This is a genomic window from Rhizobium sp. S96 (assembly GCF_030382195.1).
Taxonomy (GTDB): domain Bacteria; phylum Pseudomonadota; class Alphaproteobacteria; order Rhizobiales; family Rhizobiaceae; genus Rhizobium.
Window position 1 is genome coordinate 86,609 of record NZ_JAUDRY010000009.1, and the last position, 24,958, is coordinate 111,566.

The 24,958-nt window shown below is 60.8% G+C and carries 21 protein-coding genes; 16 read left to right on the top strand and 5 right to left on the bottom strand.

What is annotated here, in order from left to right; all coding sequences use genetic code 11:
* Nucleotides 1-6 precede the first annotated feature (6 nt).
* The 3 genes from murG to murB are packed head-to-tail and all read left to right on the top strand — an operon-like array spanning nt 7 to nt 3,520.
* Entirely contained in the window at nt 7-1,137 is a 1,131-nt protein-coding gene (murG, locus tag QTL94_RS11425; protein WP_289801619.1) for an undecaprenyldiphospho-muramoylpentapeptide beta-N-acetylglucosaminyltransferase, read from the top strand.
* Nucleotides 1,134-2,549, top strand: coding sequence for a UDP-N-acetylmuramate--L-alanine ligase (murC, locus tag QTL94_RS11430; RefSeq protein ID WP_113520023.1), 1,416 nt, complete (start codon nt 1,134-1,136; stop codon nt 2,547-2,549). The genes murG and murC overlap by 4 nt, the downstream gene beginning before the upstream one ends.
* Nucleotides 2,546-3,520 (top strand): UDP-N-acetylmuramate dehydrogenase, encoded by a 975-nt coding sequence (gene murB, locus QTL94_RS11435; RefSeq protein WP_289801620.1) that lies wholly within the window; start codon nt 2,546-2,548, stop codon nt 3,518-3,520. The genes murC and murB overlap by 4 nt, the downstream gene beginning before the upstream one ends.
* Nucleotides 3,521-3,523: 3 nt before the next feature.
* Here murB and QTL94_RS11440 read toward each other — a convergent pair whose 3' ends face one another.
* Together QTL94_RS11440 and QTL94_RS11445 are read right to left on the bottom strand one after the other, a co-directional pair.
* On the bottom strand, nt 3,524-4,621 hold the full coding sequence (locus tag QTL94_RS11440) for a metallophosphoesterase (RefSeq protein ID WP_289801621.1): 1,098 nt from the start codon (nt 4,619-4,621) through the stop codon (nt 3,524-3,526).
* Nucleotides 4,622-4,735: 114 nt separating this feature from the next.
* Nucleotides 4,736-6,040, bottom strand: a complete 1,305-nt coding sequence (locus tag QTL94_RS11445) for an MFS transporter (protein WP_065693786.1) — start codon at nt 6,038-6,040, stop codon at nt 4,736-4,738.
* Nucleotides 6,041-6,253: 213 nt separating this feature from the next.
* On the opposite strand from QTL94_RS11445, the gene aqpZ reads away from it, so the two are divergent.
* From aqpZ to ligA, 9 genes are all read left to right on the top strand, one after another.
* Complete coding sequence (gene aqpZ, locus QTL94_RS11450; protein ID WP_289801622.1) at nt 6,254-6,940, top strand: aquaporin Z; 687 nt, start codon at nt 6,254-6,256, stop codon at nt 6,938-6,940.
* A gap of 237 nt (nt 6,941-7,177) precedes the next feature.
* Nucleotides 7,178-8,104: a D-alanine--D-alanine ligase gene (locus QTL94_RS11455; RefSeq protein WP_113520020.1), complete on the top strand. Its 927-nt coding sequence runs from the start codon at nt 7,178-7,180 to the stop codon at nt 8,102-8,104.
* Nucleotides 8,092-9,024 carry a cell division protein FtsQ/DivIB gene (locus QTL94_RS11460; protein ID WP_289801623.1) on the top strand — a complete coding sequence of 311 codons (933 nt, stop codon included), beginning with the start codon at nt 8,092-8,094 and terminating at the stop codon, nt 9,022-9,024. Before QTL94_RS11455 ends, QTL94_RS11460 begins: the two co-directional genes overlap by 13 nt.
* On the top strand, nt 9,021-10,352 hold the full coding sequence (gene ftsA, locus QTL94_RS11465; protein ID WP_065693602.1) for a cell division protein FtsA: 1,332 nt from the start codon (nt 9,021-9,023) through the stop codon (nt 10,350-10,352). The genes QTL94_RS11460 and ftsA overlap by 4 nt, the downstream gene beginning before the upstream one ends.
* A 56-nt stretch (nt 10,353-10,408) precedes the next feature.
* Nucleotides 10,409-12,151 carry a cell division protein FtsZ gene (gene ftsZ / locus QTL94_RS11470; RefSeq protein WP_065693603.1) on the top strand — a complete coding sequence of 581 codons (1,743 nt, stop codon included), beginning with the start codon at nt 10,409-10,411 and terminating at the stop codon, nt 12,149-12,151.
* Nucleotides 12,152-12,438: 287 nt separating this feature from the next.
* Entirely contained in the window at nt 12,439-13,395 is a 957-nt protein-coding gene (gene lpxC / locus QTL94_RS11475; protein WP_065693604.1) for a UDP-3-O-acyl-N-acetylglucosamine deacetylase, read from the top strand.
* 274 nt (nt 13,396-13,669) lie between these two features.
* Complete coding sequence (locus QTL94_RS11480; RefSeq protein WP_198928748.1) at nt 13,670-14,536, top strand: outer membrane protein assembly factor BamD; 867 nt, start codon at nt 13,670-13,672, stop codon at nt 14,534-14,536.
* 6 nt (nt 14,537-14,542) lie between these two features.
* Entirely contained in the window at nt 14,543-16,216 is a 1,674-nt protein-coding gene (gene recN, locus QTL94_RS11485; RefSeq protein ID WP_289801624.1) for a DNA repair protein RecN, read from the top strand.
* 108 nt (nt 16,217-16,324) lie between these two features.
* Nucleotides 16,325-18,487, top strand: coding sequence for an NAD-dependent DNA ligase LigA (ligA, locus tag QTL94_RS11490; protein WP_289801625.1), 2,163 nt, complete (start codon nt 16,325-16,327; stop codon nt 18,485-18,487).
* 32 nt (nt 18,488-18,519) lie between these two features.
* Here ligA and QTL94_RS11495 read toward each other — a convergent pair whose 3' ends face one another.
* The gene (locus QTL94_RS11495; RefSeq protein WP_289801626.1) at nt 18,520-19,047 is read right to left on the bottom strand and encodes a GNAT family N-acetyltransferase; all 528 of its coding nucleotides are present in this window, start codon (nt 19,045-19,047) and stop codon (nt 18,520-18,522) included.
* A 271-nt stretch (nt 19,048-19,318) separates the two neighbouring features.
* Here QTL94_RS11495 and QTL94_RS11500 point away from each other — a divergent pair, with 271 nt between their 5' ends.
* The 3 genes from QTL94_RS11500 to QTL94_RS11510 all read left to right on the top strand — a co-directional run bounded on the left by QTL94_RS11500 (nt 19,319) and on the right by QTL94_RS11510 (nt 21,487).
* The gene (locus tag QTL94_RS11500; RefSeq protein ID WP_289801627.1) at nt 19,319-19,909 is read left to right on the top strand and encodes a 3'-5' exonuclease; all 591 of its coding nucleotides are present in this window, start codon (nt 19,319-19,321) and stop codon (nt 19,907-19,909) included.
* 99 nt (nt 19,910-20,008) lie between these two features.
* Nucleotides 20,009-20,503, top strand: coding sequence for a CreA family protein (locus QTL94_RS11505; protein ID WP_289801628.1), 495 nt, complete (start codon nt 20,009-20,011; stop codon nt 20,501-20,503).
* 114 nt (nt 20,504-20,617) lie between these two features.
* A complete protein-coding gene (locus QTL94_RS11510) occupies nt 20,618-21,487 on the top strand; it encodes an aldose 1-epimerase family protein (protein WP_289801629.1) in 870 nt (289 codons plus the stop codon).
* A 70-nt stretch (nt 21,488-21,557) separates the two neighbouring features.
* Here the strand turns inward: QTL94_RS11510 and QTL94_RS11515 are convergent, their stop codons facing one another.
* Nucleotides 21,558-22,028 (bottom strand): chemotaxis protein CheW, encoded by a 471-nt coding sequence (locus tag QTL94_RS11515; RefSeq protein WP_065693612.1) that lies wholly within the window; start codon nt 22,026-22,028, stop codon nt 21,558-21,560.
* Between the two features lie 2 nt (nt 22,029-22,030).
* Nucleotides 22,031-23,995 carry a methyl-accepting chemotaxis protein gene (locus tag QTL94_RS11520; protein ID WP_289801630.1) on the bottom strand — a complete coding sequence of 655 codons (1,965 nt, stop codon included), beginning with the start codon at nt 23,993-23,995 and terminating at the stop codon, nt 22,031-22,033.
* 360 nt (nt 23,996-24,355) lie between these two features.
* On the opposite strand from QTL94_RS11520, the gene QTL94_RS11525 reads away from it, so the two are divergent.
* Nucleotides 24,356-24,958: an SCO family protein gene (locus QTL94_RS11525; RefSeq protein ID WP_065693614.1), complete on the top strand. Its 603-nt coding sequence runs from the start codon at nt 24,356-24,358 to the stop codon at nt 24,956-24,958.

A 24,958-nucleotide genomic window follows, 5' to 3' on the forward strand; every position in this document is an offset into this window, starting at 1 on the left:
GAGTACATGAGCAAAGGCATCGTCCTGCTTGCCGCCGGGGGAACCGGCGGCCACGTGTTTCCGGCGGAAGCTCTGGCCTACAAGCTGAAGGAGCGCGGCTATTCCGTGCACCTCGTTACCGACAGCCGCGCCGAGCGCTACGCGGGCAAGTTTCCTGCCGATGAAATCCATGTCGTGCCATCGGCAACGATCGCGTCGAAAAACCCGGTGGCGGTTGCCCGTACGCTCTGGATGCTCTGGAGCGGCATGCGGGCGGCGAAGAGGCTCATTTCTCGGTTGAAGCCAGCCGTCGTCGTGGGCTTCGGCGGTTATCCGACCGTGCCGCCGTTGCTGGCGGCAACCCGGCTCGGTGTGCCCACCATGATCCACGAGCAGAACGCCGTGATGGGACGCGCCAACAAGGCGCTGGCATCGCGCGTTCAGGCGATTGCCGGCGGGTTTCTGCCAGATGGTGGCGGCCAGTTTCCCGACAAGACGGTGGCGACAGGCAATCCGGTCCGTCCCGCGATCATCGAGGCGGCAAAAACGCCCTATGCGCCGTCGCATGCGGGCGAGCCATTCAATCTCGTGGTCTTCGGCGGTAGCCAGGGCGCGCAGTATTTCTCCAAGGCGATGCCGACGGCGATAAGCTTGCTCGAAGACGATCTTCGCGGACGCCTCAGGATCACGCAGCAGGTTCGGTCCGAGGATATGGGCATGGTTGGCGATTGTGTCGCCAAGCTTGAAATGGGCGCTTCGTCCGAGATCGCGCCGTTCTTTACCGACATGGCCGAGCGGTTGGCCAAGGCGCATCTGGTGATCTGCCGTTCCGGCGCGTCGACGGTCTCGGAGATTTCGGTCATCGGCCGCCCGGCAATCCTTGTTCCCTATCCGCATGCGCTCGATCACGACCAAGCGGCGAACGCCGCGGCGCTGGCGGCAACGGGTGGTGCCAAGGTGATCGTGCAGGCCGAGTTGTCCTCGGAGAAGATCGCCTCGATCCTGACCCATGTGATGAACGACCCCGAAAAGCTTGCGCGAATGGCCGCTGCCGCCAGACAGGCGGGCAAACCCGATGCTGCGAACTTGCTTGCCGACATGGTAGAGGCTATTGCGGCACGACGTACAATTGCAGAGTTCAAGGGGAAACGCGCATGAAAATGCCGAAGGCCATCGGCCTCGTCCATTTCATCGGCATCGGCGGCATCGGGATGAGCGGCATCGCCGAGGTGCTGCACAATCTCGGGCATCGCGTGCAGGGATCCGATCAGGCCGAAAGCGCGAACGTTCAACGCTTGCGTGACAAGGGCATTGAAGTCTTTGTCGGCCACAAGGCGGAAAACCTGGGTGACGCGGAAGTCGTCGTCGTGTCGACCGCCATCAAGAAGAACAATCCGGAGCTCGTGGCGGCGCGTGAAAAGCTGCTGCCGGTCGTTCGCCGCGCCGAAATGCTGGCCGAATTGATGCGCTTCCGTAACGCCATCGCGATCGGTGGTACACACGGCAAGACTACGACCACATCGCTCGTGGCGACGCTACTGGAAGCCGGTGGGCTCGATCCGACCGTGATCAACGGCGGCATCATCAATGCCTATGGTACCAACGCCCGGATGGGCGAGGGCGAGTGGATGGTGGTCGAAGCCGACGAGTCGGATGGCACCTTCCTCAAGCTGCCTGCCGATGTCGCTGTCATCACGAACATCGATCCCGAACATCTCGACCACTACGGAAACTTCGACGCCGTGCGGGCTGCATTCCGCCAGTTCGTCGAGAACGTGCCGTTCTACGGTTTTGGCGTGCTCTGCCTCGATCACCCTGAAGTTCAGGCGCTGGTTGGCCGCATCGAGGACCGCAAGATCGTCACCTACGGCGAAAACCCGCAGGCCGACGTTCGCTTCATGAATGTCCGCATCGATGGTCCGCGTTCGATTTTCGACGTCGAGATCCGTCGCCGCCGCACGGGACAGGTGATCAGGCTCGACAATCTCGTCATGCCGATGCCTGGCCGTCACAACATCTCCAATGCCACCGCCGCGATCGCTGTTGCCAACCGTCTCGGCATGTCGAGCGAAGATATCGCAAAGGGGCTGGCCTCGTTCGGCGGCGTCAAGCGCCGCTTCACGCTGACCGGCGAATGGAACGGCGTGCAGATCTTCGACGATTACGGCCATCACCCGGTCGAGATCAAGGCTGTGCTGAAGGCTGCTCGCGAGGCCTGCAAGGGCCGCGTCATCGCCGTGCATCAGCCGCATCGCTATTCTCGCCTTGCGAGCCTCTTCGAAGAGTTCGCCGCGTGCTTCAACGATGCCGACAGCATTTTCCTCGCGCCCGTCTACGCTGCCGGCGAGGATCCGATCGAGGGTGCTGACGCCGAGACGCTCGTCGCTCGCATCAAATCCGGCGGTCATCGCGACGCGCGCTTCCTCGCTTCTCCGGAGCATTTGGCGCAAATGGTCGCAGAGATTGCAAAGCCGGGTGATTTTGTGGTTCTGTTGGGGGCTGGGAGTATCACATACTGGGCGGCAGCGCTGCCCAAGCAACTGGAAAGCCTTTCGGGAATATCTGCATGAAACAGGTGAATGGGGAAAAGCTGCTTGCGTCGCTCGGCGACGGTGTAAAGGACATTCGCGGGAGGCTGACGCCTGATGCGCCGATGGATCGTGTCACGTGGTTCCACGCCGGTGGCCTTGCGGAGCTGATGTTCCAGCCGCACGACGAAGACGATCTCATCGCGTTTCTGAAGTTGCTGCCGGCCGAGGTTCCGCTGACGGTGGTCGGCGTTGGATCGAACATCCTCGTTCGCGATGGCGGCATTCCCGGCGTTGTGCTGCGCCTGTCGGCCAAGGGTTTCGGTTCGGTCGAGCTTGCGGGCGAAAACCGCATTCGCGCCGGTGCGATCTGCCCGGACAAGTACGTGGCCGCCATGGCGATGGACAACGGCATCGGTGGGTTCCATTTCTACTACGGCATTCCCGGCAGCATCGGCGGCGCCGCCAAGATGAATGCTGGCGCTAACGGCGCAGAAACGCGGGACCGCGTCATCGAGGTCACCGCCATTGATCGCCAGGGCAACAGGCACGTGCTGTCGAATACGGACATGGGCTATGGCTATCGGCATTCGTCTGCGGCAAGCGACCTGATCTTCACCTCGGTGCTGTTCGAAGGATACGCGGAAGACCGCGCCAAGATTCGGGCGGAAATGGATGCCGTTCGCAGTCACCGTGAAACCGTGCAGCCGATCCGCGAGAAGACCGGTGGTTCGACCTTCAAGAACCCGGAAGGTCATTCCGCATGGAAGCTGATCGACGAAGCAGGGTGCCGCGGTCTGGTGATCGGTGGCGCGCAGATGTCGTCGCTTCATTGCAACTTCATGATCAACAACGGTCAGGCGACCGGCTATGACCTCGAATATCTCGGCGAGCAGGTACGCCGCGAGGTCTTCGAGAAATCCGGTATCAAGCTCGAGTGGGAGATCAAGCGTCTGGGCGTCTTCATGCCGGGCCGCGAGGTTCGCCCTTTCCAGGGCGTAACGACCGAGTGATCGTTAGGCCAGGCGTTTGGTGAAGGCGGTCGTAAAGACAACGCCGCCGTCATCGTCGCTTGCTTCGCCTATGGTAACATACATCGTCGCGCTTGTCACACGAACAAGACAGAAGCCGCCCATGTAGGCGGCTTTTGCTTTGAAGATATCCATCGCACCGACGCTGTAGGCCATCGGCGTTTCGTGTTCATGCCCATGGAAAATGCCGATTACGTTGTAACCACTGAGGGTTGCGAGCAGATCCTGACGATCTGAATCACTCCACCAATGCGGAGCGCCGCTGCCGCTGTCGGTGAAGGTCTTGGCATTCGGGTCCCAGCGCTCCACGGAGAACCTGTCCCAGCCATAGTGCTGGAAGATGACCACCGGTCGGCCGTCGGCCGCATTGGCCGCAAGGTCGCGCTTCATCCAGTCGAGACTGCTTGCCGTTCCCTTGGTGTCGTCGCCCCCATATCGCTGGGCCTGGATGAGGTGAAGTCCGCCCCAGTTCCAGGAATAGTTGTCGGAACCTTCGTCGTAGTTGTCCACCGGGACAATCGGCTTGAAGAAGACGCTCGGCTTGTGGTTCATCTGGACGTAATCGCGCAACTCGTCGCGATACCAATCAACCTGTGGCGGCTTGCCGTCCTGGTCGAGGTCGTGGTTGCCGAGGCCGACATAAACCGGGAAGTGGATATGATCGGCGCCCGGGCCCTGCTGATAGCGGTGCGAGAACTGCAGCAGCTGCGAGCCCTCTTTCAACTCCGCCATCTGTCCGCCGCCGTCATCCGTGACGTCGCCGCACACGATGACACCCTGCGGCTTGGCGATCGGCTGACCGGCAAGGCTGAAGCCGCTCGGTTTGCCGGAGATCTCTTCGGGCCATGTCTGGTGATGAATGGTGTTCAATGCCCTGATGTGACGCAGGAGGTTGGCGTCGGTCTTGCCTTCGGCGAGGCAATTCGGGCTCAGCCCATCGCCAACACGGCAGGCGTGGACATCATTGATCACAAGGAAGGTAACGTCGATCGAGGGGATGGCTGCGGCACGGGCGAATGGTGGCAGCGCCATCGAAAGACCTGCGCCAAATCCATTCATGAGTATCGATCGTCTTGTCAGCATCCCGGCCTCCGCATTTCATGCGGTGGAAAAATAGAGACAGGGCGTTAACAGACCGCAACAAAAAGGCCGCGGCGGTTTCCCGTCGCGGCCCTTTGATTTGAGATCGTTGTCGCGTCAGACTTCGTCGCGGCCGGAGGCCAGGATGCAGACGAGGGTGATGACAGCGGCGATACCGAGATAATAGCCCACATAGGTCATCCCGTAGTTCGCCTGCAGCCAGGTGGCGATATAAGGCGCGAGCGATGCGCCGAAGATGCCTGCGAGGTTGAAGGTGATCGATGCGCCGGTATAGCGAACGGCGGTCGGGAAGGGGGCTGCCAGCGCCGTGCCGATCAGGCCGTAGGTCATGCCCATCAGTGCCATCGCGACAATTGCAAAGACAACGATGCTACCTTCGCCGCCGGTCATCAGACCGGGCAGGAAGAAGGAGAAGACGCCGATCAGGACGGTCGTCAGGATCAGCATTTCGCGGCGTCCGAAGCGCTCGGCGAGCTTGCCGATGAGCGGAATGAAGATACCAAAGGCGATCGAGCCGACGATCTGGATCTCGAGCGCGTCGAGGAACGGGATCTTCAGGACTTTGACGTTGTAGGACAGAAGATAGGCCGAGCCGATGTAGAAGAGCACGAAGGTGGCGAGCGCCACGAAGGTGCCGAGGAACAGGCTGCGCTTGTGCTTGCGGAACAGTTCCGCGACTGGCACGGCAACGCGCTCGTGCTTGTCGATGGCCTTCTGGAAGGCTGGGGTCTCGGTGATCGAGAGACGAACCCACAGGCCGATGACGATCAGGATGATCGACAGGATGAACGGTACGCGCCATCCCCAGCTCAAAAGCGCGTCCTGAGACATGACCTGCAGCAGCAGCCAGAAGATACCCGAGGAGAGGAACAGGCCGACGGGGGCGCCGAGCTGCGGGAACATACCGTACCAGCTGCGCTTGCCTTCCGGAGCGTTCTCGGTCGCGAGTAGGACGGCACCGCCCCATTCGCCGCCGAGGCCGAAGCCCTGGCCGAAGCGGCACAGCGCCAGCAGAAGCGGCGCAAGCACGCCGATCGAATCATAGGACGGCAGAAGACCGATGACGACCGTGGAAATACCCATCGTCAGCAGCGCTGCCACAAGCGTGGTCTTGCGGCCGATCCTGTCGCCGAAGTGGCCGAAGACCACGGCGCCGAGCGGGCGGGCGAAGAAGGCGATCGAGAAGGTGGCAAAGGAGGCGAGAAGCGCTGTGGTCGGATCGCTGTTCGGGAAAAACAGCGTCGGGAAGACCAGCACGGCGGCCGTCGCATAAACATAGAAGTCGAAGAATTCGATCGTGGTGCCGACGAGGCTCGCGATCAGAACGCGTGCCGGCGAGTTGAGCGGTGCACTGTTCGATGATGCGGAGGTCGGCGATACTTTGGATATCGCGTCTGACATTTTCATTCCATTCGGGATTTCATTCTATGCCTCAAAGGGCATCCGGCTCTTAACGCAATTTTAATTCGGCGCAAATGCAAAACGCGCAATAAACGGACAAAAAATAGGGTGCTTCCATTTCAGCCGGCGAGGGGGCTCTCGATCCCGTTACTTGACCAGAATCAATATGGGCGGAATCTTCGGTAACGCTCTGGTTGAGCGCAGGAGGGAAATATGCAGAAAAGTCTTGTTGCAGAATTTCTTGGTACATTCTGGCTCGTGTTCGGTGGTTGTGGCAGTGCCGTACTTGCGGCGGCATATCCCGAGCTTGGAATAGGTTTTGTGGGTGTTGCTTTTGCTTTTGGCCTCACCGTGCTTACCATGGCGTTTGCCGTCGGCGGCATCTCCGGCGGTCATTTCAACCCGGCGGTCTCGGTTGGCCTTGCTGTTGCAGGCAAGTTCTCTGCCGGGCGCCTGATACCTTATATCCTAGTGCAGGTCATCGGGGCCATCGTTGCTGCGGCGGTGCTCTATGTCGTCGCGAGCGGCAAGGCAGGGTTCGAGCTCGGGGGATTCGCCGCCAATGGCTATGGCGAGCACTCGCCTGGCGGCTATTCGCTTACCTCGGCGCTGGTGATCGAAACTGTCCTTACGATGCTCTTCATCTTCATCATCCTGGGTTCCACCAGTAGCAGGGTGCCTGCCGGATTTGCGCCGATTGCAATCGGGATGGCGCTGACGCTGATTCATCTGATTTCTATCCCGATCACCAACACATCGGTCAATCCGGCGCGCTCGACTGGCCAGGCCCTGTTCGTCGGAGGATGGGCACTACAACAGCTCTGGCTGTTCTGGCTCGCACCGATTGTCGGCGGCATCATCGGCGGCGTTCTCTGGAAGGCGGTCGGCGAGGAATCCTGAGCCCATTCCTTCAATTTTTCATAACCCCGTGCCGCCCGTCGGTGCGGGGTTTTTGCGTTTCCGCTTCCCCGGTCGCTAGGTCGTCGTGCCGGTCCAGAGGACAGAAGTTAACGAAAGTAAACGCTTCGTTAACCATAATGCTGCTCTAATACACGGGCGCCAAGGATTGGGATTCGGAGAGAAACAAGCTTGGAGCAAGCATCGAATTTCAGACTGCCAGTTATTTTGGGGGTATCTATGAGTCGCAAGCATGTCGCTGTCCTGATGGGCGGATTTTCCTCGGAGAGGCCTGTCAGCCTTTCGTCCGGGGCGGCGTGCGCTGATGCGCTCGAGGCTGAGGGCTTCCAGGTAACCCGTATCGACGTCGATCGCGACGTATCGGCAAAGCTCTCCGCGCTTCGTCCCGATGTGGCGTTCAATGCGTTGCATGGGCCGTTTGGCGAGGATGGTCTGATTCAGGGCATCCTCGAATATCTGGAGATTCCCTACACGCATTCAGGTGTGCTTGCGTCCGCGCTTGCGATGGACAAGGGCAAGGCAAAGGGCGTTGCTGCCGCGGCCGGCATTCCGGTCGCTCAGTCGCAGGTGATCAATCGATTCGCTTTCCCCACCGAGCACCCGATGAAGCCGCCCTATGTGGTGAAGCCGGTGCGCGAAGGTTCCAGCTTCGGTGTCGTGATCGTTCAGGAAGATCAGGCGAACCCGCCGCAGATCATCGGCTCGCCGGAATGGCGTTACGGTGAAGAGGTTATCGTCGAGCGTTACATCCATGGTCGCGAGCTGACATGCGGTGTCATGGGTGATCGTGTGCTGGGTGTGACCGAGATCGTGCCGCAGGGACACAGTTTCTACGATTATGATTCCAAGTACGTCGCGGGTGGCTCGAAACATGTCATTCCGGCGAAAATTTCACCGAATATTTACCAAAAAATACAATCATTGGCCTTAAGGGCGCATCAAGCAATTGGTTGCCGTGGGGTTAGTCGCTCCGACTTTCGTTACGATGATCGTTTCTCCGAAGATGGTGAAATCATCTGGCTGGAAATCAACACCCAGCCGGGCATGACTCCAACCTCTCTTGTGCCTGAAATGGCTGGTCATGCCGGCTACTCGTTCGGTGAGTTTCTTCGTTGGATGGTGGAGGACGCTTCTTGTTCTCGGTGACGGTCAAAAGGATAGGGCGCCCCAGCCATCATGCCGAGCCTTCGTATGCCGAGGGTGATGGCCGGATGGTTCTGCCGCGTCCGCTGCGCCGTGTCGTCCGCTTCCTTGTCAGTCTGGGAAGTGGTCGTATCCATATTCCGGCGCACACCGGCACTGTTTCAGCGCTGGCGTTTTTTGCTGCGACCGGCCTCTATGGCATGTCTCTGGGTGGTCACACGGAAGTCGTTGCGCAGGCGACGACGACGGCCGCCGGCTTTGCGATTGAAGACGTGAAGGTCTCCGGTAATTCCGAGACCTCGGAAATCGATATCCTGCAGCTGATCGGTCTCGATGGGACGACCTCGCTGGTCGCTCTCGACGTGGACGCTGCCCGCCAGAAGATTGCCAAGCTGCCTTGGGTCGAGAACGTCGAGGTTCGCAAGGTCTACCCGAAGACGATCGAGGTGAAGCTCAAGGAGCGCCAGGCCTATGCGATCTGGCAGCACGGGCAGGAACTCTCGCTGGTGGAGAAGGGCGGGGCGGTCATTGCTCCGCTTCGTGACAACAAGTTCTCGCAGTTGCCGCTGGTTGTCGGACGTGGCGCTGAAGTCGCTGCCGCCTCGCTCGAAGACGAGTTTGCGAAGTGGCCGGATATCAAGTCGCGTGTGAAGGCCTTTGTTTGGGTTTCCGGTCGCCGCTGGGATCTGCACATGGATAACGGCGTCGTCGTCAAGTTGCCGGAAGACGACATCGATTTGGCGCTGACGCGGCTTTCGAAGTTTTCCAAGGAGCAGGATCTGCTGGATCGCGATATCGCGGCAGTCGATCTCAGGCTCGCCGACCGCACGGCCATTCAGTTGACTCCCGAAGCGATGGCTCGGCGCCAGCTGGTGCTTGATCAGCGTACCAAGGATTTGAAAAAGGCGGGGCAGAATATATGAGCTTGTTCGGTTCATCCCACTTTGGATTGCCGCGCCTGAAGCCGCTTTCGTCGAAGCGGTCGCATGTCGTTTCCGTCCTCGACATCGGCTCGACGAAGGTCGTCTGCATGATCGGGCGGCTGACGCCGCGCGAGGAGAGCCAGGTTCTACCCGGCCGCACGCACAACATCGAAATCATCGGCATCGGCCATCAGCGTTCGCGCGGTATCAAGACCGGCGCGATCTCGGACCTCGATGCGCTTGAGAGTGTCATCCGCCTGGCAGTCGATGCGGCCGAGCGTATGGCGGGCCTGACAGTCGAAAGCCTGATCGTCAACCTGACGGCGGGCCGCCTTGCGAGCGACATCTACACCGCGACCATCGACCTCGGTGGGCAGGAAGTGGAGCTCAACGATCTCAAGAAGGTTCTGGCGGCAGCCTGCCAGCAGTCGCTGCGCCAGGATCGCTTCGTCCTGCACTCGCTGGCCACCGGCTTCTCGCTCGACGGCGAACGCGGCATCCGCGATCCGCTGGCCATGTACGGCGACGTTCTCGGCGTCGACATGCATGTCGTGACGGCGGAACGCACGGCGCTCAAGAACCTTGAGCTCAGCGTCAACCGCGCTCACCTTTCGGTCGAAGGCATCGTTGCGACGCCCTACGCATCGGGTCTTGCTGCTCTGGTCGACGACGAAGTCGAGCTCGGCTGCGCCGCGATCGACATGGGCGGCGGCACGACCACGATTTCGGTTTTTGCCGAAGGTAAGCTGGTTCATACGGATGCCGTCAGCCTCGGCGGTCATCACGTCACCACCGACCTGGCCCGCGGTCTTTCGACCCGCATCGAGGATGCCGAACGGCTGAAAGTGGTCCACGCTTCGGCCATGCCGAACTCTTCGGATGAGCGCGAGCTGATCTCGATCCCGCCGATCGGCGAGGACGATCGCGATCTGCCGACACAGGTGCCGCGCGCACTGGTGTCGCGCATCGTCAGCGCCCGTATCGAAGAGACAATGGAATTGATTCGCGACCGTATCCAGCGTTCTGGCTTCAGCCCGATCGTCGGCAAGCGCGTCGTGCTGACAGGCGGCGCGAGCCAGCTGACAGGCCTTGCCGACGTTGCCCGCAAGATCCTTGCCCGCAACGTTCGCATCGGCCGACCGATGGGCGTCTCGGGCCTGCCGACGGCGGCCAAGGGTCCGGCCTTTTCGACGGCTGTCGGCCTGATGATCTATCCGCAGGTTGCGGACATGGAAACACATGCGTCACAGAGCGGTCTGCTCATGTCGCTTGGCGGAAATAGCAGCCGCATTGCCCGGATGGGCCAGTGGCTGAAGGAAAGCTTCTAGAGATTTAATGAATTGGCCGGCGTGGCGATGCGGCCATAAAGAGAAGGAACGGTACCATGACTATCAAGCTGCATAAGCCTGACATCACAGAGCTGAAGCCGCGGATCACCGTGTTCGGTGTTGGCGGCGGCGGCGGCAATGCTGTCAACAACATGATTTCCGCAGGCCTCCAGGGCGTCGACTTCGTTGTCGCCAACACGGATGCACAGGCTCTGACGATGACCAAGGCAGAGCGGATCATCCAGCTCGGCGCCAGCGTCACCGAAGGTCTCGGTGCTGGTTCGCAGCCGGAAGTCGGTCGTGCAGCTGCTGAAGAGTGCATCGACGAGATCGTCGATCACCTGAACGGCACCCACATGTGCTTCGTCACCGCCGGCATGGGCGGCGGCACCGGTACCGGTGCTGCTCCTGTGGTCGCACAGGCCGCCCGCAACAAGGGCATCCTGACGGTCGGCGTCGTCACCAAGCCGTTCCACTTCGAAGGCGGACGCCGCATGCGTCTGGCCGAATCGGGCATCCAGGAACTGCAGAAGTCGGTCGACACCCTGATTGTCATTCCGAACCAGAACCTCTTCCGCATTGCCAACGACAAGACGACCTTCGCCGATGCGTTCGCGATGGCTGACCAAGTGCTCTATTCGGGCGTTGCCTGCATCACCGACCTGATGGTGAAGGAAGGTCTCATCAACCTCGACTTCGCCGACGTTCGTTCGGTCATGCGCGAAATGGGCCGCGCGATGATGGGTACCGGCGAGGCTTCCGGCCAGGGCCGCGCAATGCAGGCTGCGGAAGCCGCGATTGCAAACCCGCTGCTCGACGAAACCTCGATGAAGGGCGCGCAGGGCCTGCTGATCTCCATCACCGGTGGTCGCGACCTTACCCTCTTCGAAGTCGACGAAGCTGCGACCCGTATCCGCGAGGAAGTCGATCCGGATGCGAACATCATCCTCGGCGCAACCTTCGACGAATCGCTTGAAGGCATCATCCGCGTCTCCGTCGTCGCCACCGGCATCGACCGTGCGATGAACCAGGACTCCGGCAAGAACTTCCAGCAGGTCCAGAAGCCGATTATCCGTCCTTCCGCGGCCGTTGCTCCGGCTCCGGCCGCAGTTCAGCCTGCACCAGTCATGCAGCAGGCACCGAAGGCCGTCGATCCGATCGCACAGGCGATCCGCACCGCGGAAGCCGAGATGGAACGTGAACTCGAAATCCACGCTCCTCGTGCGGCAGCGCCGGTACAGCAGCCTGTGCAGCAGGAAACCTTCCGCCCGCAGAGCCGGATCTTCGCTGCTCCGGAAGCCGCTCCGATCATCCGTCCTGCCCCGGTTCAGCAGGCTCCTGTCCAGGCGCCGATCATGAGCCAGCCGGCTCCTGTTATGCAGCAGCCAGCGCCTGTCATGCAGCAGCCGGCGCCGGTTATGCAGCAGCCGATGGCCGCTCAGCAGCAGCCGGTTCGCATGCCGAAGGTTGAAGACTTCCCGCCGGTCGTTCAGGCCGAGCTCGACCACCGCGCACAGCCTGCAGTCGCCGCGCAGGTTCACGAAGAGCGCGGTCCGATGGGTCTTCTGAAGCGAATCACCAATTCGCTCGGACGCCGCGACGAGGAAGTCGTTCCGGAGATGACATCGGCACCTGCCGCTGCATCGCAGCAGCGCCGTCCGCTGTCTCCGGAAGCCAGCCTTTACGCTCCGCGCCGTGGAAACCTTGACGATCAGGGCCGCAGCGTTCCTCAGGCCCGCATGATGCAGGAAGACGATCAGCTGGAAATTCCAGCCTTCCTTCGCCGCCAGTCGAACTGAGGTCGACACAGAATCGCCACGCTCAGGCCCGGGAGTTCGCTCCCGGGCATCTGTGTTTCAAGGTGCCGAAATTCAGGCAAATTACGCAGCAATTTCAAAAGCATGCTTTCGTAACAAAGCGAAAGAAACAGTGATTTGGATTGGAGCGCGGGCGCACGTATGTATGGACTAACAAAACCGTCTTCGTGCGCTCATTGCAGGACTTGGACGGAGCGAAATAAACCTCGGTAGATGGGTTTCGGCAGATAAGCCGCAGCGGATCGCCGGGGATAATAAAGGCAAGATTTATGGTTATTGGCATGTTGGGTTTTCAAACGACGGTATCACGCCCGGTCACGCTTTCTGGGATCGGCGTTCATTCTGGTGCTGACGTTTCGATCACCTTCAACCCGGCTGAAGCAGATACTGGTGTCGTATTCAACCGTATGCACGAGAACGGTGAAGTTACCGAGCTGCGTGCCGTTTCCTCGCAGGTCGGCAATACAGACCTCTGCACGGTTCTTGGCTTCTCGCCGGCGCGCTCCGTCGCGACGATCGAGCATGTCATGGCAGCCGTCTATGCGCTTGGCCTCGACAACGTCCTGATCGAAGTTCACGGCGCGGAAATGCCGATCATGGACGGCAGCTCCATGCCTTTCATTGAAGCAATCGAACAGGTCGGTTTGGTATCGCTCGGCGTCAAGCGTCGTTACATCCGCGTCACCAAGCCGGTTCGTATCGAACATGGCGGTTCGTGGAGCGAATTCCGTCCCTATGACGGCATGCGCTTTGAAGTCGAGATCGATTTCGACACGCCGCTGATTGGCCGCCAGACTTGGGAAGGCGACATGACCGCTGCGACGTTCAAGTCGGAACTGTCGCGCGCCCGTACCTTCGGCTTCATGCGCGATGTCGAGCGTCTGTGGGCTTCGGGCCACGCGCTCGGCTCGTCGCTTGAAAACTCGGTTGTCATCTCCGACGACAACACCGTTATCAACGTCGAGGGTCTGCGTTACGCAAAGGACGAGTTCGTCCGTCACAAGACGCTGGATGCCGTTGGTGATCTGGCGCTTGCCGGTGCTCCGTTTATCGGCTGCTACCGCTCTTATCGCGGCGGCCACAAGATGAATGCCAATGCCCTTAAGGCGCTGCTCAACGATCCGACAGCCTATGAAGTTGTCGAGACATCTGCACCGCGCCAGCGTGTTGCTCCCCGGGACTTCATCCGGGTCAACGCACCGGAATTTGCTCCCTGGTCGGCTTGACCTCCACCGCATTTTTTAAGGCCAGGGCCGCTTCCTTCGGGAGGCGGTTTCTTTATGAGGATGGCCCATTGCGATTCCCGATAGGTGTTTTGCAGCAGATGTTTAGCGGCAACAGATGCGTCCTTCTCTGGGCAAAACTCAACATTATGGCCGGTGCCGCCACAAAAATGCGTTAATGCATCATCATTGCGTTGCTCTGGCCATACATTTGTGGCTAGAAACGCCAGCAAGGCGTGGCCGCCGTTGAGGGATGGCGGCGGTTGGGATTGTTCCGATGGGTTATGCAGGGTCTGAAAGTATGATGAAGACAGCGCGCGCTTTGTTCGCATCGCTCTTGGTGCTGAGCGCAGGTGCCTTGGTTTCCGGATGCCAGTCGGACCCCGATATCGACATTACCAAGCTCGGCGTTGAAAACGATCCGCCGGACGTTCTTTATACGCAGGGCCTCGCCAACATGAAGGCGGGCAACATGAACGAGGCGGCGCGCAAGTTCGACGCCATCGATCGGGAGAACCCGTTCTCCGAGTGGGCTCGCAAGGCGCTTGTGATGAGCACCTTCGTGAAATACCGCCAGAGCCGCCTGGATGACGCGCTTGCCTCCGGCAATCGCTACATGGCGCAGTACCCGAAGTCGAAGGACGCACCCTATGTGCAGTATCTGATCGGCTTGACCTATTCCAAGCAGATCGTGGACGTGACGCAGGATCAGCGCGCAGCGGCCAAGACGATCGAGGCCATGCAGGCCGTCGTCGACAACTATCCTGACTCCGAATATGTCGACGATGCGCAGGCGAAGATCCGCTTCGCGCGCGACCAGCTCGCCGGCAAGGAAATGCAGATCGGCCGCTATTATATGGAGCGCAAGGAATACCTTGCCGCCATCTCGCGTTTCCGCAACGTCGTCGAGAAATATCCGAGCACGAACCAGATCGAAGAAGCGCTCGCCCGCCTGGTCGAGGCCTATTACGCGATGGGTATCGTCGAAGAAGCCCAGACGGCTGCTGCCGTTCTCGGCCACAACTATCCTGACAGCCAGTGGTATGCAGATTCCTACAAGCTCCTGAAGAGCAACGGCACCGAGCCGCGTGAAAATCAGGGCTCGTGGATTTCGGCCGCCGGCAAGAAACTGCTCGGTTCCTGAGGCCAAATGCTGATCCAGCTTTCGATCCGCGATATCGTCCTGATCGAGCGGCTGGATCTTGCCTTCGAGACCGGCCTCTCGGTTCTGACCGGTGAGACGGGTGCGGGCAAATCCATCCTGCTTGACAGCCTTTCGCTCGCGCTTGGCGGGCGCGGCGACGGTGGCCTTGTCCGCCACGGCGAAGACAAGGGGCAGGTGACTGCCGTCTTCGACGTGGAGCCGGACCACAGGGCGCGTCGGCTGCTTCGCGAGAACGGCATCGACGATGATGGCGATCTGATCTTCCGTCGCGTGCAGACCTCCGACGGCCGCACCAAAGCATATGTCAATGACCAGCCCCTGAGCGTGCAGCTGATGCGCCAGGCCGGCCAGATGCTTGTCGAGATCCATGGCCAGCACGACGATCGTGCGCTTGTTGATACGCATGCTCACCGGATCCTGCTCGATGCCTTTGCCGGCATCGGCGACGAGGTTGCTGCCGTTTCCGAGCTTTACCGTAAGTGGCGCGATACCGAACGGACGCTGAAGAAGCACCGCGAGAAGGTCGAGGACGCTGCCCGCGAAGCGGATTATATCCGCTCGTCGGTCGAGGAACTCGAAAAGCTCTCGCCGCAGGACGGTGAAGAAGACGAACTGGCCGAGCGCCGGCAGAAGATGATGAAGGCGGAGCGAATCGCTGGCGATATCGCCGAAGCCTCCGAGTTCCTCAACGGCAACGCCTCTCCTGTGCCCCATATCGCCTCGCTGGTGCGCAGGCTGGAGCGCAAGAGCCACGAGGCGCCCGGACTGCTGGAAGACACGGTGGCGCTTCTCGATGCCGCGCTTGATCAGCTTTCCAATGCGCAGATGGAGGTCGAAGCGGCCCTGCGCAAGACGGAATACGATCCTAAGGAACTGGAGCGGGTCGAGGAGCGGCTGTTTGCGCTGCGTGGCGCCTCGCGGAAATATTCCGTTCCGGTAACGGAGCTGCCTGCCTTGGCTGTCCGCATGATCAACGATCTGGCGGATCTGGACGCCGGCGAAGAAAGGCTCGCGAAGCTCGAAGCCGAAGTCGGTGTTCACAAGGCAAGCTATGACGTGGCGGCACGATCGCTCTCCGAGAAGCGTCACGTCGCCGGGCAATCGCTGGCCGCTGCCGTCATGGCGGAATTGCCGGCGTTGAAGCTTGAACGGGCGCGTTTCATGGTGGAGATTACCACCAACCCCGACGAGGCGGCGGCCGAGGGAATCGACGTCGTCGAGTTCCACGTACAGACGAACCCCGGTACGCGTCCGGGTTCGATCATGAAGGTTGCTTCCGGTGGCGAACTGTCGCGCTTCCTGCTGGCGCTGAAAGTGGCGCTTGCCGACCGTGGTTCGGCGCCGACGCTGGTTTTCGACGAAATCGACACAGGGGTCGGCGGCGCGGTGGCGGACGCGATCGGTCAGCGGCTGAAGCGGCTTTCCGACCGCGTGCAAGTGTTGTCGGTAACGCACGCGCCGCAGGTGGCGGCACGCGCGGCGACGCATCTCCTTATCTCGAAGGGACCCGTTTCAGATGGCTCCGAAAAGATCGCGACGCGCGTGGCGACCATGGAGCCGGGTGACCGCACGGAAGAGATTGCCCGTATGTTGGCCGGTGCATCGGTGACGGAAGAGGCGAGGGCGGCAGCTGCCCGGCTGCTCGCCGGCAACGGCTGATCTCGCAAGCCTCGAGTTGGGGAGAGGCGTTGCAGATGTCGTCTCGCTCTCTTTCAATCCATCCATTTTGCTCTAAAACGACTCCACATTCCGTGGAGCGAGAGCCTTATGTCGACCGAAGCCGTAGCCGTTGATGCCCTGACGATCGAGGAAGCCGCCGTCGAACTCGAGCGGCTTGCCAAGGAGATCGCCCGCAACGACGCGCTTTATCACGGCGAGGATCGGCCGGCGATTTCAGACGCCGAGTATGACGCGCTGAAACGCCGCAACGACGCGATCGAAGCGCGCTTTCCGGAGCTCATTCGTGAGGACAGCCCTTCGCGGCGCGTCGGCGCAGCACCCTCGGTCACCTTCGCATCGGTCGTGCATGCGCGGCCAATGCTGTCGCTCGACAATACTTTCTCGCAGGAGGATGTGCAGGACTTCGTAGGGAGCGTCTATCGCTTCCTCGGTCGCCTGCCCGACCAGTCGATCGCCTTTACCGCCGAACCGAAGATCGACGGCCTCTCCATGTCAATCCGCTACGAGAACGGCAGGATGGTGAGCGCGGCGACGCGTGGTGATGGCACGACAGGCGAGAACGTCACCGCCAATATCCGCACCATCAAGGAGATTCCGCAGACACTGCCCGCGGGAGTGCCTGACATCGTCGAAGTGCGTGGTGAGGTCTATATGGCCAAGAGCGACTTTCTCGCGCTCAACAAGCAGATGGAGGCGGAGGGCAAGCAGACCTACGTCAACCCGCGCAACACGGCCGCCGGATCGCTACGCCAACTCGACGCCAAGGTGACCGCCAGCCGCAAGCTGAGATTCTTCGCCTATGCCTGGGGCGAGATATCCGAGCCAAACGATTTGCCGAAGACCCAGTTCGAGATGGTGCAGACATTCAAGGAATGGGGCTTCCCGGTCAATCCGCTGATGAAGCGCTTGAACTCGGTCGCGGACATCCTTGCCCACTATGACGACATCGGCCTCAAGCGGCCGGATCTCGACTACGACATCGACGGCGTCGTCTATAAGGTCGACAGTCTCGAGCTGCAGGCCCGCCTCGGTTTTCGTTCGCGCAGCCCGCGCTGGGCGACCGCGCACAAGTTTCCGGCGGAGCAGGCCTTCACTCGCCTGCAGGCGATCGACATCCAGGTCGGGCGCACCGGCGCGTTGACCCCCGTTGCGCGTCTTGAGCCGATTACCGTTGGCGGGGTCGTCGTCACCAATGCGACACTGCACAACGAGGATTACATCAAGGGCATCGGCAACAGCGGTGAGCCGCTGCGCGAGGGCCGCGACATTCGCATCGGTGACATGGTGATCGTCCAGCGGGCAGGCGACGTCATCCCGCAGATCGTCGACGTCGTCATGGAAAAGCGCGAGGCGGAGAGCAAGCCGTATGTCTTCCCGAAGACCTGCCCGGTTTGCGGTTCGCATGCGGTGCGTGAGGTGAACGAGAAGACCGGAAAGGTGGATGCGGTGACGCGCTGCACCGGCGGCTTCATCTGCCGGGCACAGGCGACCGAGCATCTCAAGCACTTCGTTTCCCGCAACGCCTACGACATCGAGGGGCTCGGCTCCAAGCAGGTGGATTTCTTCTTCGAAAGCGAGGATCCGTCGCTGCAGATCCGCACGGCGCCAGATATCTTCACTCTGGAAAAGCGACAGGCGGCTTCGACGCTCACCAAGCTCGAAAACATCGACGGCTTCGGCAAGGTCAGCGTCGGTAAGCTCTACGCAGCGATCAACGAGCGTCGCAACATTAGGCTGCACCGTTTCATCTACGCGCTCGGCATTCGTCACGTGGGCGAAACCACCGCCAAGCTGCTGGCACGCTCCTACGGCACCTATGAAGCCTTCGAGGCGGCAATGAAGGAAGCGGCTCCACTCACCGGAGACGCGTGGAACGATCTGAATGCCATCGAGGGCATTGGCGAGATTGTCGCTCGCGCCATCGTCGAGTTCTACAAGGAACCGCGCAACGTCGAGGTCATCACGCGCCTGTTGCAGGAGGTGAAGCCGGAGGTGGCGGAGCAGCCGGTAACATCGGGCAGCCCTGTTGCCGGCAAGACCGTGGTCTTTACCGGATCGCTGGAAAAGTTTACCCGCGACGAGGCGAAGGCGAGAGCCGAAAGCCTCGGCGCCAAGGTTGCCGGTTCGGTATCCAAGAAGACCGATATCCTCGTTGCAGGCCCCGGTGCGGGTTCGAAGCTGGACAAGGCGCGCGAACTTGGCGTCCAGACCATGGACGAGGATGAGTGGCTGGCCTTGATCGGCGGATAGCGCGACAGGCCGCCGTCACGCTACGTGGGAAGCTAGTCGCGCAGCCGCGCCATCGCATGGGTGTCGACGTAGTGGCCAGCCCGGAAGGCATAGGCGCGCAGCGTGCCTTCCGTCTCGAAGCCAAATTTTCCGTAGAGCGCGATGGCCGGTTCGTTGTCGGTGAAGACGGTGAGCTCCAGCCGCCTTATGTTCAGCCAATTGTCGGCCGCATCGATGACGGCGGCGAGGAGGGCGCTGCCGGTGCCTCTGCCGGTGAAGTCGTCATGCACGCCCATGCCGATGCCTGCAACATGGTTGCGGCGGCCGCGATATCGCGTCATGCCGATGTCGCCGACGATGATTTCGTCGATGACCGCCACGAGGCGCATGGCATCCGCATTGCCGCTGTCGAGATGGCGGCGTGTTTCCTCGATGCTCTGGTAAGGCGGCCGCAGCGTTCCGGCGCGAAAGCCGGGGAGGTTGACAAGCGTTGTCAATCCCTCGGCATCAGACGGGCGGACGGCACGGATGAGCAGTCCTTGCGGGCCTTTGGATATCGGTTTCACGGGTGGTTCGGACATTCGACTCTCCATTTTCTGATAGGAGGAGAGCCGGTTCCCAAACCCTGCTCGCCTCGGCAGGGTTTTCGGGATGAACGGATTGCTCTAACGCGCCATCGCTCCCGGCAACCCCGCAAGGGTCGTCGTGATCTGCATAAGCGTGGCTGTCATCAGCGATCTGTTCATGGATCGCACTGTCTCGCGACAGGGCTGTTGATGTCAAGGTACCGATGTTTGCACCGGCAGGACGGGGGCGTTATGCCTGATTGAAGCAATCGAATCGGACCTTGCCTTGAAGACTATCGCCATTGATTTCGAGACGGCCAACGAGCAGCGCGGCAGTGCCTGTTCCGTCGGTCTCGCCTGGATCAAGGACGGGCGTGTCACGCGCGTCGAGGAGCGCCTGATCCGTCCCAAGCAGATGCGTTTCTCGGGAATGAACATTGCTATCCACGGCATCCGTCCCGAACATGTCGAGGACGCGCCGGAATTTCCCGAGGTGATGGACGAGTTCGAGGATGATTTTCGTGGCGCGACGATGATTGCGCATAACGCGGCCTTCGATTTCAGCGTCTGGCGGTCGTGCCTCGATCTCTACCGTCAATCCTATCCGGAACTCACCTATCTCTGCAGCCTGAAGATGTCGCAGCGCGTCTGGCCGCATTTTCTTTCGCACCGGCTGAATATCCTCGCGGAGCATCTTGGGCTGCGTTTCGCGCACCACAATGCCGCCGAAGACGCTGCGGTCTGCGCGCAGGCCGCGATCGAGATCGCCCGGCAAGTGGGGGCTGCGGCCGTTCACGCCATTCCTGATTTGATCGGCATGAAGCCAGGCCGGCTGTTGGCCAACGGCTACGAACCCTGCACCTGCCGCAAGGGCTGACACGGCCCGGGAAGGGCGAGCCTTCCCGGGAAAGCCTAGCCTTTCTTGCAAAGGCGTGCCCCGCACTTATCTTAGATGCGGAGCAGCCAAGGAGCCGTCATGTCCAGAAAACGCAATACAATGCTTGCCGTAGCCTCGCTGGTCGGTCTTTGCGCCGGCTCGGCCTCCGCGGATGTCGTCGGCAAGGTCGGCGTTGACTGGATCGGCAACGATATCATCGTCGATGCCGTGGCCGACCCCGAGGTGAAGGGCGTCACCTGTCACGTCACCTATTTCGACCGCAGCGTTATCGATCGCGTCAAGAACGGCAACTGGTTCGAGGATCCGTCGAACAGCGCGATCTCCTGCCACCAGACGGGGCCGATCGAGATCGGCAACATCGATCTGTCGAAGGGAGGCGACGAGGTTTTCAAGTCGGGCATCTCGCTTGTCTGGAAGAAACTGGTGGTCAACCGGATCTACGACAAGCAGAACGACACGTTGATCTATCTTGTGCATTCCCGCGAGCTGACCGACGGCTCGGCTAAAATGGCGATATCGACCATCTCGCTGTATGGGCAGAATGTGGTCTGGAAAAACGGCAAGCCGCAATAGGCACGAGAGGCTGAGCAACTCTTGGTGAGCGGTTGCGCCAGCGCTGCTCGGAAGATGGAAATCGCTGGCCGGCGCAGATATGGTCCGGCCGGAACAAACCGAAGAGGACCACCGATGCCAAGCTCCACACGGATCGCAAATCAATATCTGACCGTCGATGTCTCTTCACTCGGCGCCGAGATGCAGGCGCTGACGACAGGGGATGGGCGGTCCTGGCTATGGAGTGGTGATGCGGCCTTCTGGAGCGGTCGTTCACCGGTGCTCTTTCCGATCGTGGGCAAGGCTCCCGATGATACCGTGGGGGTCGACGGTCAAAGCTATGCAATGGGCCAGCACGGCTTCGCAAGGCGCTCGGAGTTTACCCTTGCATCGTCGAACGAGACGATGTGCCGGTACGAGCTTTCGTCCTCTCCCGCGACCAAGGCTGTCTATCCGTTCGATTTCCTGCTTGCGGTGGAGCACGTCATCGAGGGGCCGGTGCTGACCGTTTCCGCCGAGGTGACCAATCGCGACCAGCGACCAATGCCTTTCGGTATCGGCTTTCACCCGGCCTTCGTCTGGCCGCTGCCTGGTGCGGCAGGGCAGGACCATGTCGTCACGCTCGACAATCGCGCAGAGCCACAGCTGGCGCGGGTGGAGGGCGGTCTGCTTGCGCCCGCAAGGCTTGCCTCGCCGTTCAAGGCCGGTCGCCTCGTCCTGGAACACAGCATGTTCGATCTGGACGCCATGATCTTTCCTGAAGGCGCAGGTAACGGGTTGAGATACGGCGTCGAAGGCGGACCGGCGATGCAGTTCCATTTCGACAATCTGCCAAATCTGGCGCTGTGGCAAAAACCGGGTGCGCCGTTCATCTGCGTCGAGCCGTGGCACGGCATGGCAGCGGAGAAGGGGGCCTCGAATGAGTTGTCCGCCCGGCCGTACACAGAGACCATTGCGCCAGGGGCCACGGTGCGTGTCGCGTTCTCCGTCGAAATCGTCGAATAGGTCCTGCCGGAGCTAAGAGAAGGCCGCCCGCAACGATCTGTCGCGGGCGGCTTGATGTGTTCGATAGGCCTTAGGCGGCTTCGCGGGACAGTTCGTCGGCGATGACGGTGTCGAGGTTCAGGAAGCAGACCATGGTCTTCTCCAGGGCGACGATGCCACGGCAGAAGGCGCGCTGGGTTTCCGGAATGATTTCCGGCGCCGGCTGCAGGTCTTCGCTCTTGATCGTCATCATGTCGGAAACCTGCTCGACCAGAAGGCCGACCAGCTTGCCGGCGATATCGGTGACGATGATGGCGGAGCGCTCGGACGGTTCGGTCATCTTCATGCCGAGGCGGCAGGCCATGTCGATGACGGGGATGACGGCGCCGCGCAGGTTGATCAGGCCGAGAACGTAAGGCGGCGTATGCGGCATCGGGGTAACAGGCGCCCAGCCGCGGATTTCGCGGATGGCCATGATGTCGATACAGAATTCCTGCTCACCGAGATGGAAGGAGACGATCTCGAGATGCGAGCCGGTCTGGTTGATGACATTGTTATTCATGATCAGAATTCTTCCCAGTTGTCTCCGGCCGGTGCGGCCATTGCTCTGGCGGCAGCGCCGCCGCTGAATGCGCCCGCGACTTTGCCGATCAGGCTTCGTGCGGGGGATGGTTTCGGATGCGAGACGGCTGTTGCTTCCCGCGGCGTTTGACGGGCCTTCATGCCCTCGCCGATCTTGAACGTCTCGATCAGGTGGATCAGGTTGTCGGCGTCTGCCGCAAGCGTATGACTTGCAGCGTTCGTCTCTTCCACCATGGCCGCGTTCTTCTGCGTGACCTGGTCCATCTGGCTGATGGCCGTATTGATTTCGTTCAGTCCAACCGATTGTTCGCGTGCAGAGGTTACGATTGATTTAACATGTTCGTCGATCCGCGAAACATCTTCGCCGATCTGGCGCAATGCCTCGCCGGTCGCCGTTACAAGTTCACCGCCGATCTTCACCTCGGCGCCTGACTTTCCGATCAAGGCCTTGATATCCTTGGCTGCGCCCGCGGCGCGACCGGCAAGCTCGCGCACTTCCTGGGCGACGACCGCAAAACCCTTGCCGGCTTCGCCGGCGCGGGCCGCCTCGACGCCGGCATTGAGGGCAAGGAGATTTGTCTGGAAGGCGATCTCGTCGATGACGTTGATGATGGTGCCGATCTCACGGGAGGCCGCCTCGATTCGCTCCATGGCCGCCATGGCGTCGGTGACGACGATGTCCGACTTGGTCGTGTTTTGGCGGGTATGCGCGACCATCTTGCCGACTTCCTCGGCGCGGTTTGTCGCGCTGCGAACGGTGGCAGTGATCTGGTCGAGGGCTGCGGAGGTCTCTTCGAGTGAGGCCGCCTGCTGTTCGGTGCGCTTGGCAAGATCGTCAGCTGCCGAGCGCATCTGCTGGCTGCTTGCCTGGATCGAGGTGCCATTCTGGGCGATGCCGAGCATGGCCTTGCGCAATGTCACTGTCGTCTGGTTGAAGTCGTCGCGCAGCCGCTCGAGTTCGGGCTTGAAGGACCTGTCGATGGTCACGGTAACGTCGCCGCCGGCAAGCCGGGTGAGGCCCTGGCCCAGCGCAGTGACGGCAGCGTTCAACGCTTCGGCGTCGGCGAGTTTCGCCGCTTCACGGCTTCTGCGCTCGGCCTCGCCTTGCTGGCGCTCGCTTTCGCTGCGGCTTTCCAGCGCCCGCTTTTCGATCGCGGCGAGACGGAAGCTCTGGGCAGCGCGCGCCATGTCGCCGATCTCGTCACCGCGATCGGTGGCCGGCACATCGCTGTCGAGGTCGCCGTTCATGATCCGCTGCATGCTGCGGCGAACGGCCTCGATGCCACGCCGGATCGAGCCGCCGTGAACATATTGGAGGGCGGCCATAGAGAGGATGGCGAGGAGACCGAGGCCGATCTGGATAGAGACGGCACGCTGAGATATCGCGTTTGCCTGATCGATCCGCTTCTTGGCGACATCGCCGCCGTCCAGTGCCAGCTTGTCAAGCGTTGCCGTCAGCTTGTCGCCGCCTGCATCGATTGCATCGTCGAGCTTGTCGAACGCACTGTCCGGCGCGCCCGCTTCAACGGCGGCCTTCAGGTCGCCGACGATCGACTTGTTGAGCGAGGCGACATCCCCGTCGTAGCTGGAGAGCAGCTGCGTTGCGTTCAATTCGTCGGCGAGAAGGCGCATCTCCTTCGATCCGCTCGACAGCTTCGCGACAGAGTCGTTCATCAGCTTCAGGCGTTCCGGCGCGACGACCTTGTCGCTGCGATCGACGATCGTATCCATCGCGGCCAGGATGAGTGTCAGGTTGGCCGTGCGCATCTCATTGATGTGATCGACGCTTGCCTGGATTTCGTTCGCGCGGTGCAGCGCGTTGCCGACGATTGCATTTTCATACCACCCGACCGCCAGCATCGAACCGAAACCGATGAATGCGGCGCCCGCCAGCGTCCAGAGCCTCTGGCTCACGGAGAGGCTCCTGCGCATTGTCATGTCTGCCATGTGAAGACTGTCCCCTCCGCGATGAGACGCGGGATGTTCTCGTTCGCCTACATGCGGATATCCGGGATTTTGGGACACCAGAAAGACGTCATGTCATGGGAACGGCGGGCGTTCCATCCATAGCTAAATATAGATATGATTTTTTAAGTATTTCCTAACGATCTGAAATATCCTGATTTCCTGGTAAGGCGAGGATTGCTTTGAAAACCAAAGACATATTCAGCTTGCCTATGGCGGAGCCTGCAAAGACGGTGGGGCAATCGACCACGGCGAGAAAACGTCTTGTTGAATTGCCTGACGGGGCACGACGCGATATCAGGCAAGGGAGGGGACGGTCCCCGCCTGCGAGGAATTTGATCGATGAAGAGTGTCCGCATTGCGGTCTGGGTTGCGGTGCTGCTGATGGCCGGCATTCTCGGCTGGCTGACGTTGAATGTCACCAAGACGAAGGAAGCCCTGTCGGACGGGCCGTTCGGCGTGCCGTTCACGCTGGTTGCGCAGAATGGCCAGCCGATCACCGAGCAGGCGTTCCGCGGCAAGCCGACGGCTTTGTTCTTCGGTTTTACCCATTGCCCGGAGGTCTGCCCGACGACGCTCTTTGAATTGAATGGCTGGCTGGAGAAGATCGATCCCAAGGGTGAGAAGCTACAGGCTTATTTCGTGACCGTTGATCCCGAGCGCGATACGCCTGATGTGATGAACCAGTACGTTTCCAACGTCTCGAAGCGCATCATCGGTATCTCAGGGGCGCCGGACAAGGTCGCCGACGTGATCAAGGGTTATCGCGTCTATGCCAAGAAGGTGCCCGTCGACGAGAACAATCCGAACGGCGATTACACAATGGACCACACGGCATCTGTTTTCCTGCTGGATTCGGCCGGCCGCTTCTCCGGAACGATCGCCTATGGTGAAAATCCCGATACGGCGGTAAAAAAGCTGGAGAACCTCGTCAACAAGGGATGA

What these genes read in the sequence shown, in the direction of transcription:
- murG (WP_289801619.1), top strand. Translation starts at nt 7, where the DNA reads ATGAGCAAAGGCATCGTCCTGCTTGCCGCCGGGGGAACCGGCGGCCAC.
- murC (WP_113520023.1), top strand. Translation starts at nt 1,134, where the DNA reads ATGAAAATGCCGAAGGCCATCGGCCTCGTCCATTTCATCGGCATCGGC.
- murB (WP_289801620.1), top strand. Translation starts at nt 2,546, where the DNA reads ATGAAACAGGTGAATGGGGAAAAGCTGCTTGCGTCGCTCGGCGACGGT.
- QTL94_RS11440 (WP_289801621.1), bottom strand. Translation starts at nt 4,621, where the DNA reads ATGCTGACAAGACGATCGATACTCATGAATGGATTTGGCGCAGGTCTT.
- QTL94_RS11445 (WP_065693786.1), bottom strand. Translation starts at nt 6,040, where the DNA reads ATGTCAGACGCGATATCCAAAGTATCGCCGACCTCCGCATCATCGAAC.
- aqpZ (WP_289801622.1), top strand. Translation starts at nt 6,254, where the DNA reads ATGCAGAAAAGTCTTGTTGCAGAATTTCTTGGTACATTCTGGCTCGTG.
- QTL94_RS11455 (WP_113520020.1), top strand. Translation starts at nt 7,178, where the DNA reads ATGAGTCGCAAGCATGTCGCTGTCCTGATGGGCGGATTTTCCTCGGAG.
- ftsA (WP_065693602.1), top strand. Translation starts at nt 9,021, where the DNA reads ATGAGCTTGTTCGGTTCATCCCACTTTGGATTGCCGCGCCTGAAGCCG.
- ftsZ (WP_065693603.1), top strand. Translation starts at nt 10,409, where the DNA reads ATGACTATCAAGCTGCATAAGCCTGACATCACAGAGCTGAAGCCGCGG.
- lpxC (WP_065693604.1), top strand. Translation starts at nt 12,439, where the DNA reads ATGGTTATTGGCATGTTGGGTTTTCAAACGACGGTATCACGCCCGGTC.
- QTL94_RS11480 (WP_198928748.1), top strand. Translation starts at nt 13,670, where the DNA reads ATGGGTTATGCAGGGTCTGAAAGTATGATGAAGACAGCGCGCGCTTTG.
- recN (WP_289801624.1), top strand. Translation starts at nt 14,543, where the DNA reads ATGCTGATCCAGCTTTCGATCCGCGATATCGTCCTGATCGAGCGGCTG.
- ligA (WP_289801625.1), top strand. Translation starts at nt 16,325, where the DNA reads ATGTCGACCGAAGCCGTAGCCGTTGATGCCCTGACGATCGAGGAAGCC.
- QTL94_RS11495 (WP_289801626.1), bottom strand. Translation starts at nt 19,047, where the DNA reads ATGTCCGAACCACCCGTGAAACCGATATCCAAAGGCCCGCAAGGACTG.
- QTL94_RS11505 (WP_289801628.1), top strand. Translation starts at nt 20,009, where the DNA reads ATGTCCAGAAAACGCAATACAATGCTTGCCGTAGCCTCGCTGGTCGGT.
- QTL94_RS11510 (WP_289801629.1), top strand. Translation starts at nt 20,618, where the DNA reads ATGCCAAGCTCCACACGGATCGCAAATCAATATCTGACCGTCGATGTC.
- QTL94_RS11515 (WP_065693612.1), bottom strand. Translation starts at nt 22,028, where the DNA reads ATGAATAACAATGTCATCAACCAGACCGGCTCGCATCTCGAGATCGTC.
- QTL94_RS11520 (WP_289801630.1), bottom strand. Translation starts at nt 23,995, where the DNA reads ATGGCAGACATGACAATGCGCAGGAGCCTCTCCGTGAGCCAGAGGCTC.
- QTL94_RS11525 (WP_065693614.1), top strand. Translation starts at nt 24,356, where the DNA reads ATGAAGAGTGTCCGCATTGCGGTCTGGGTTGCGGTGCTGCTGATGGCC.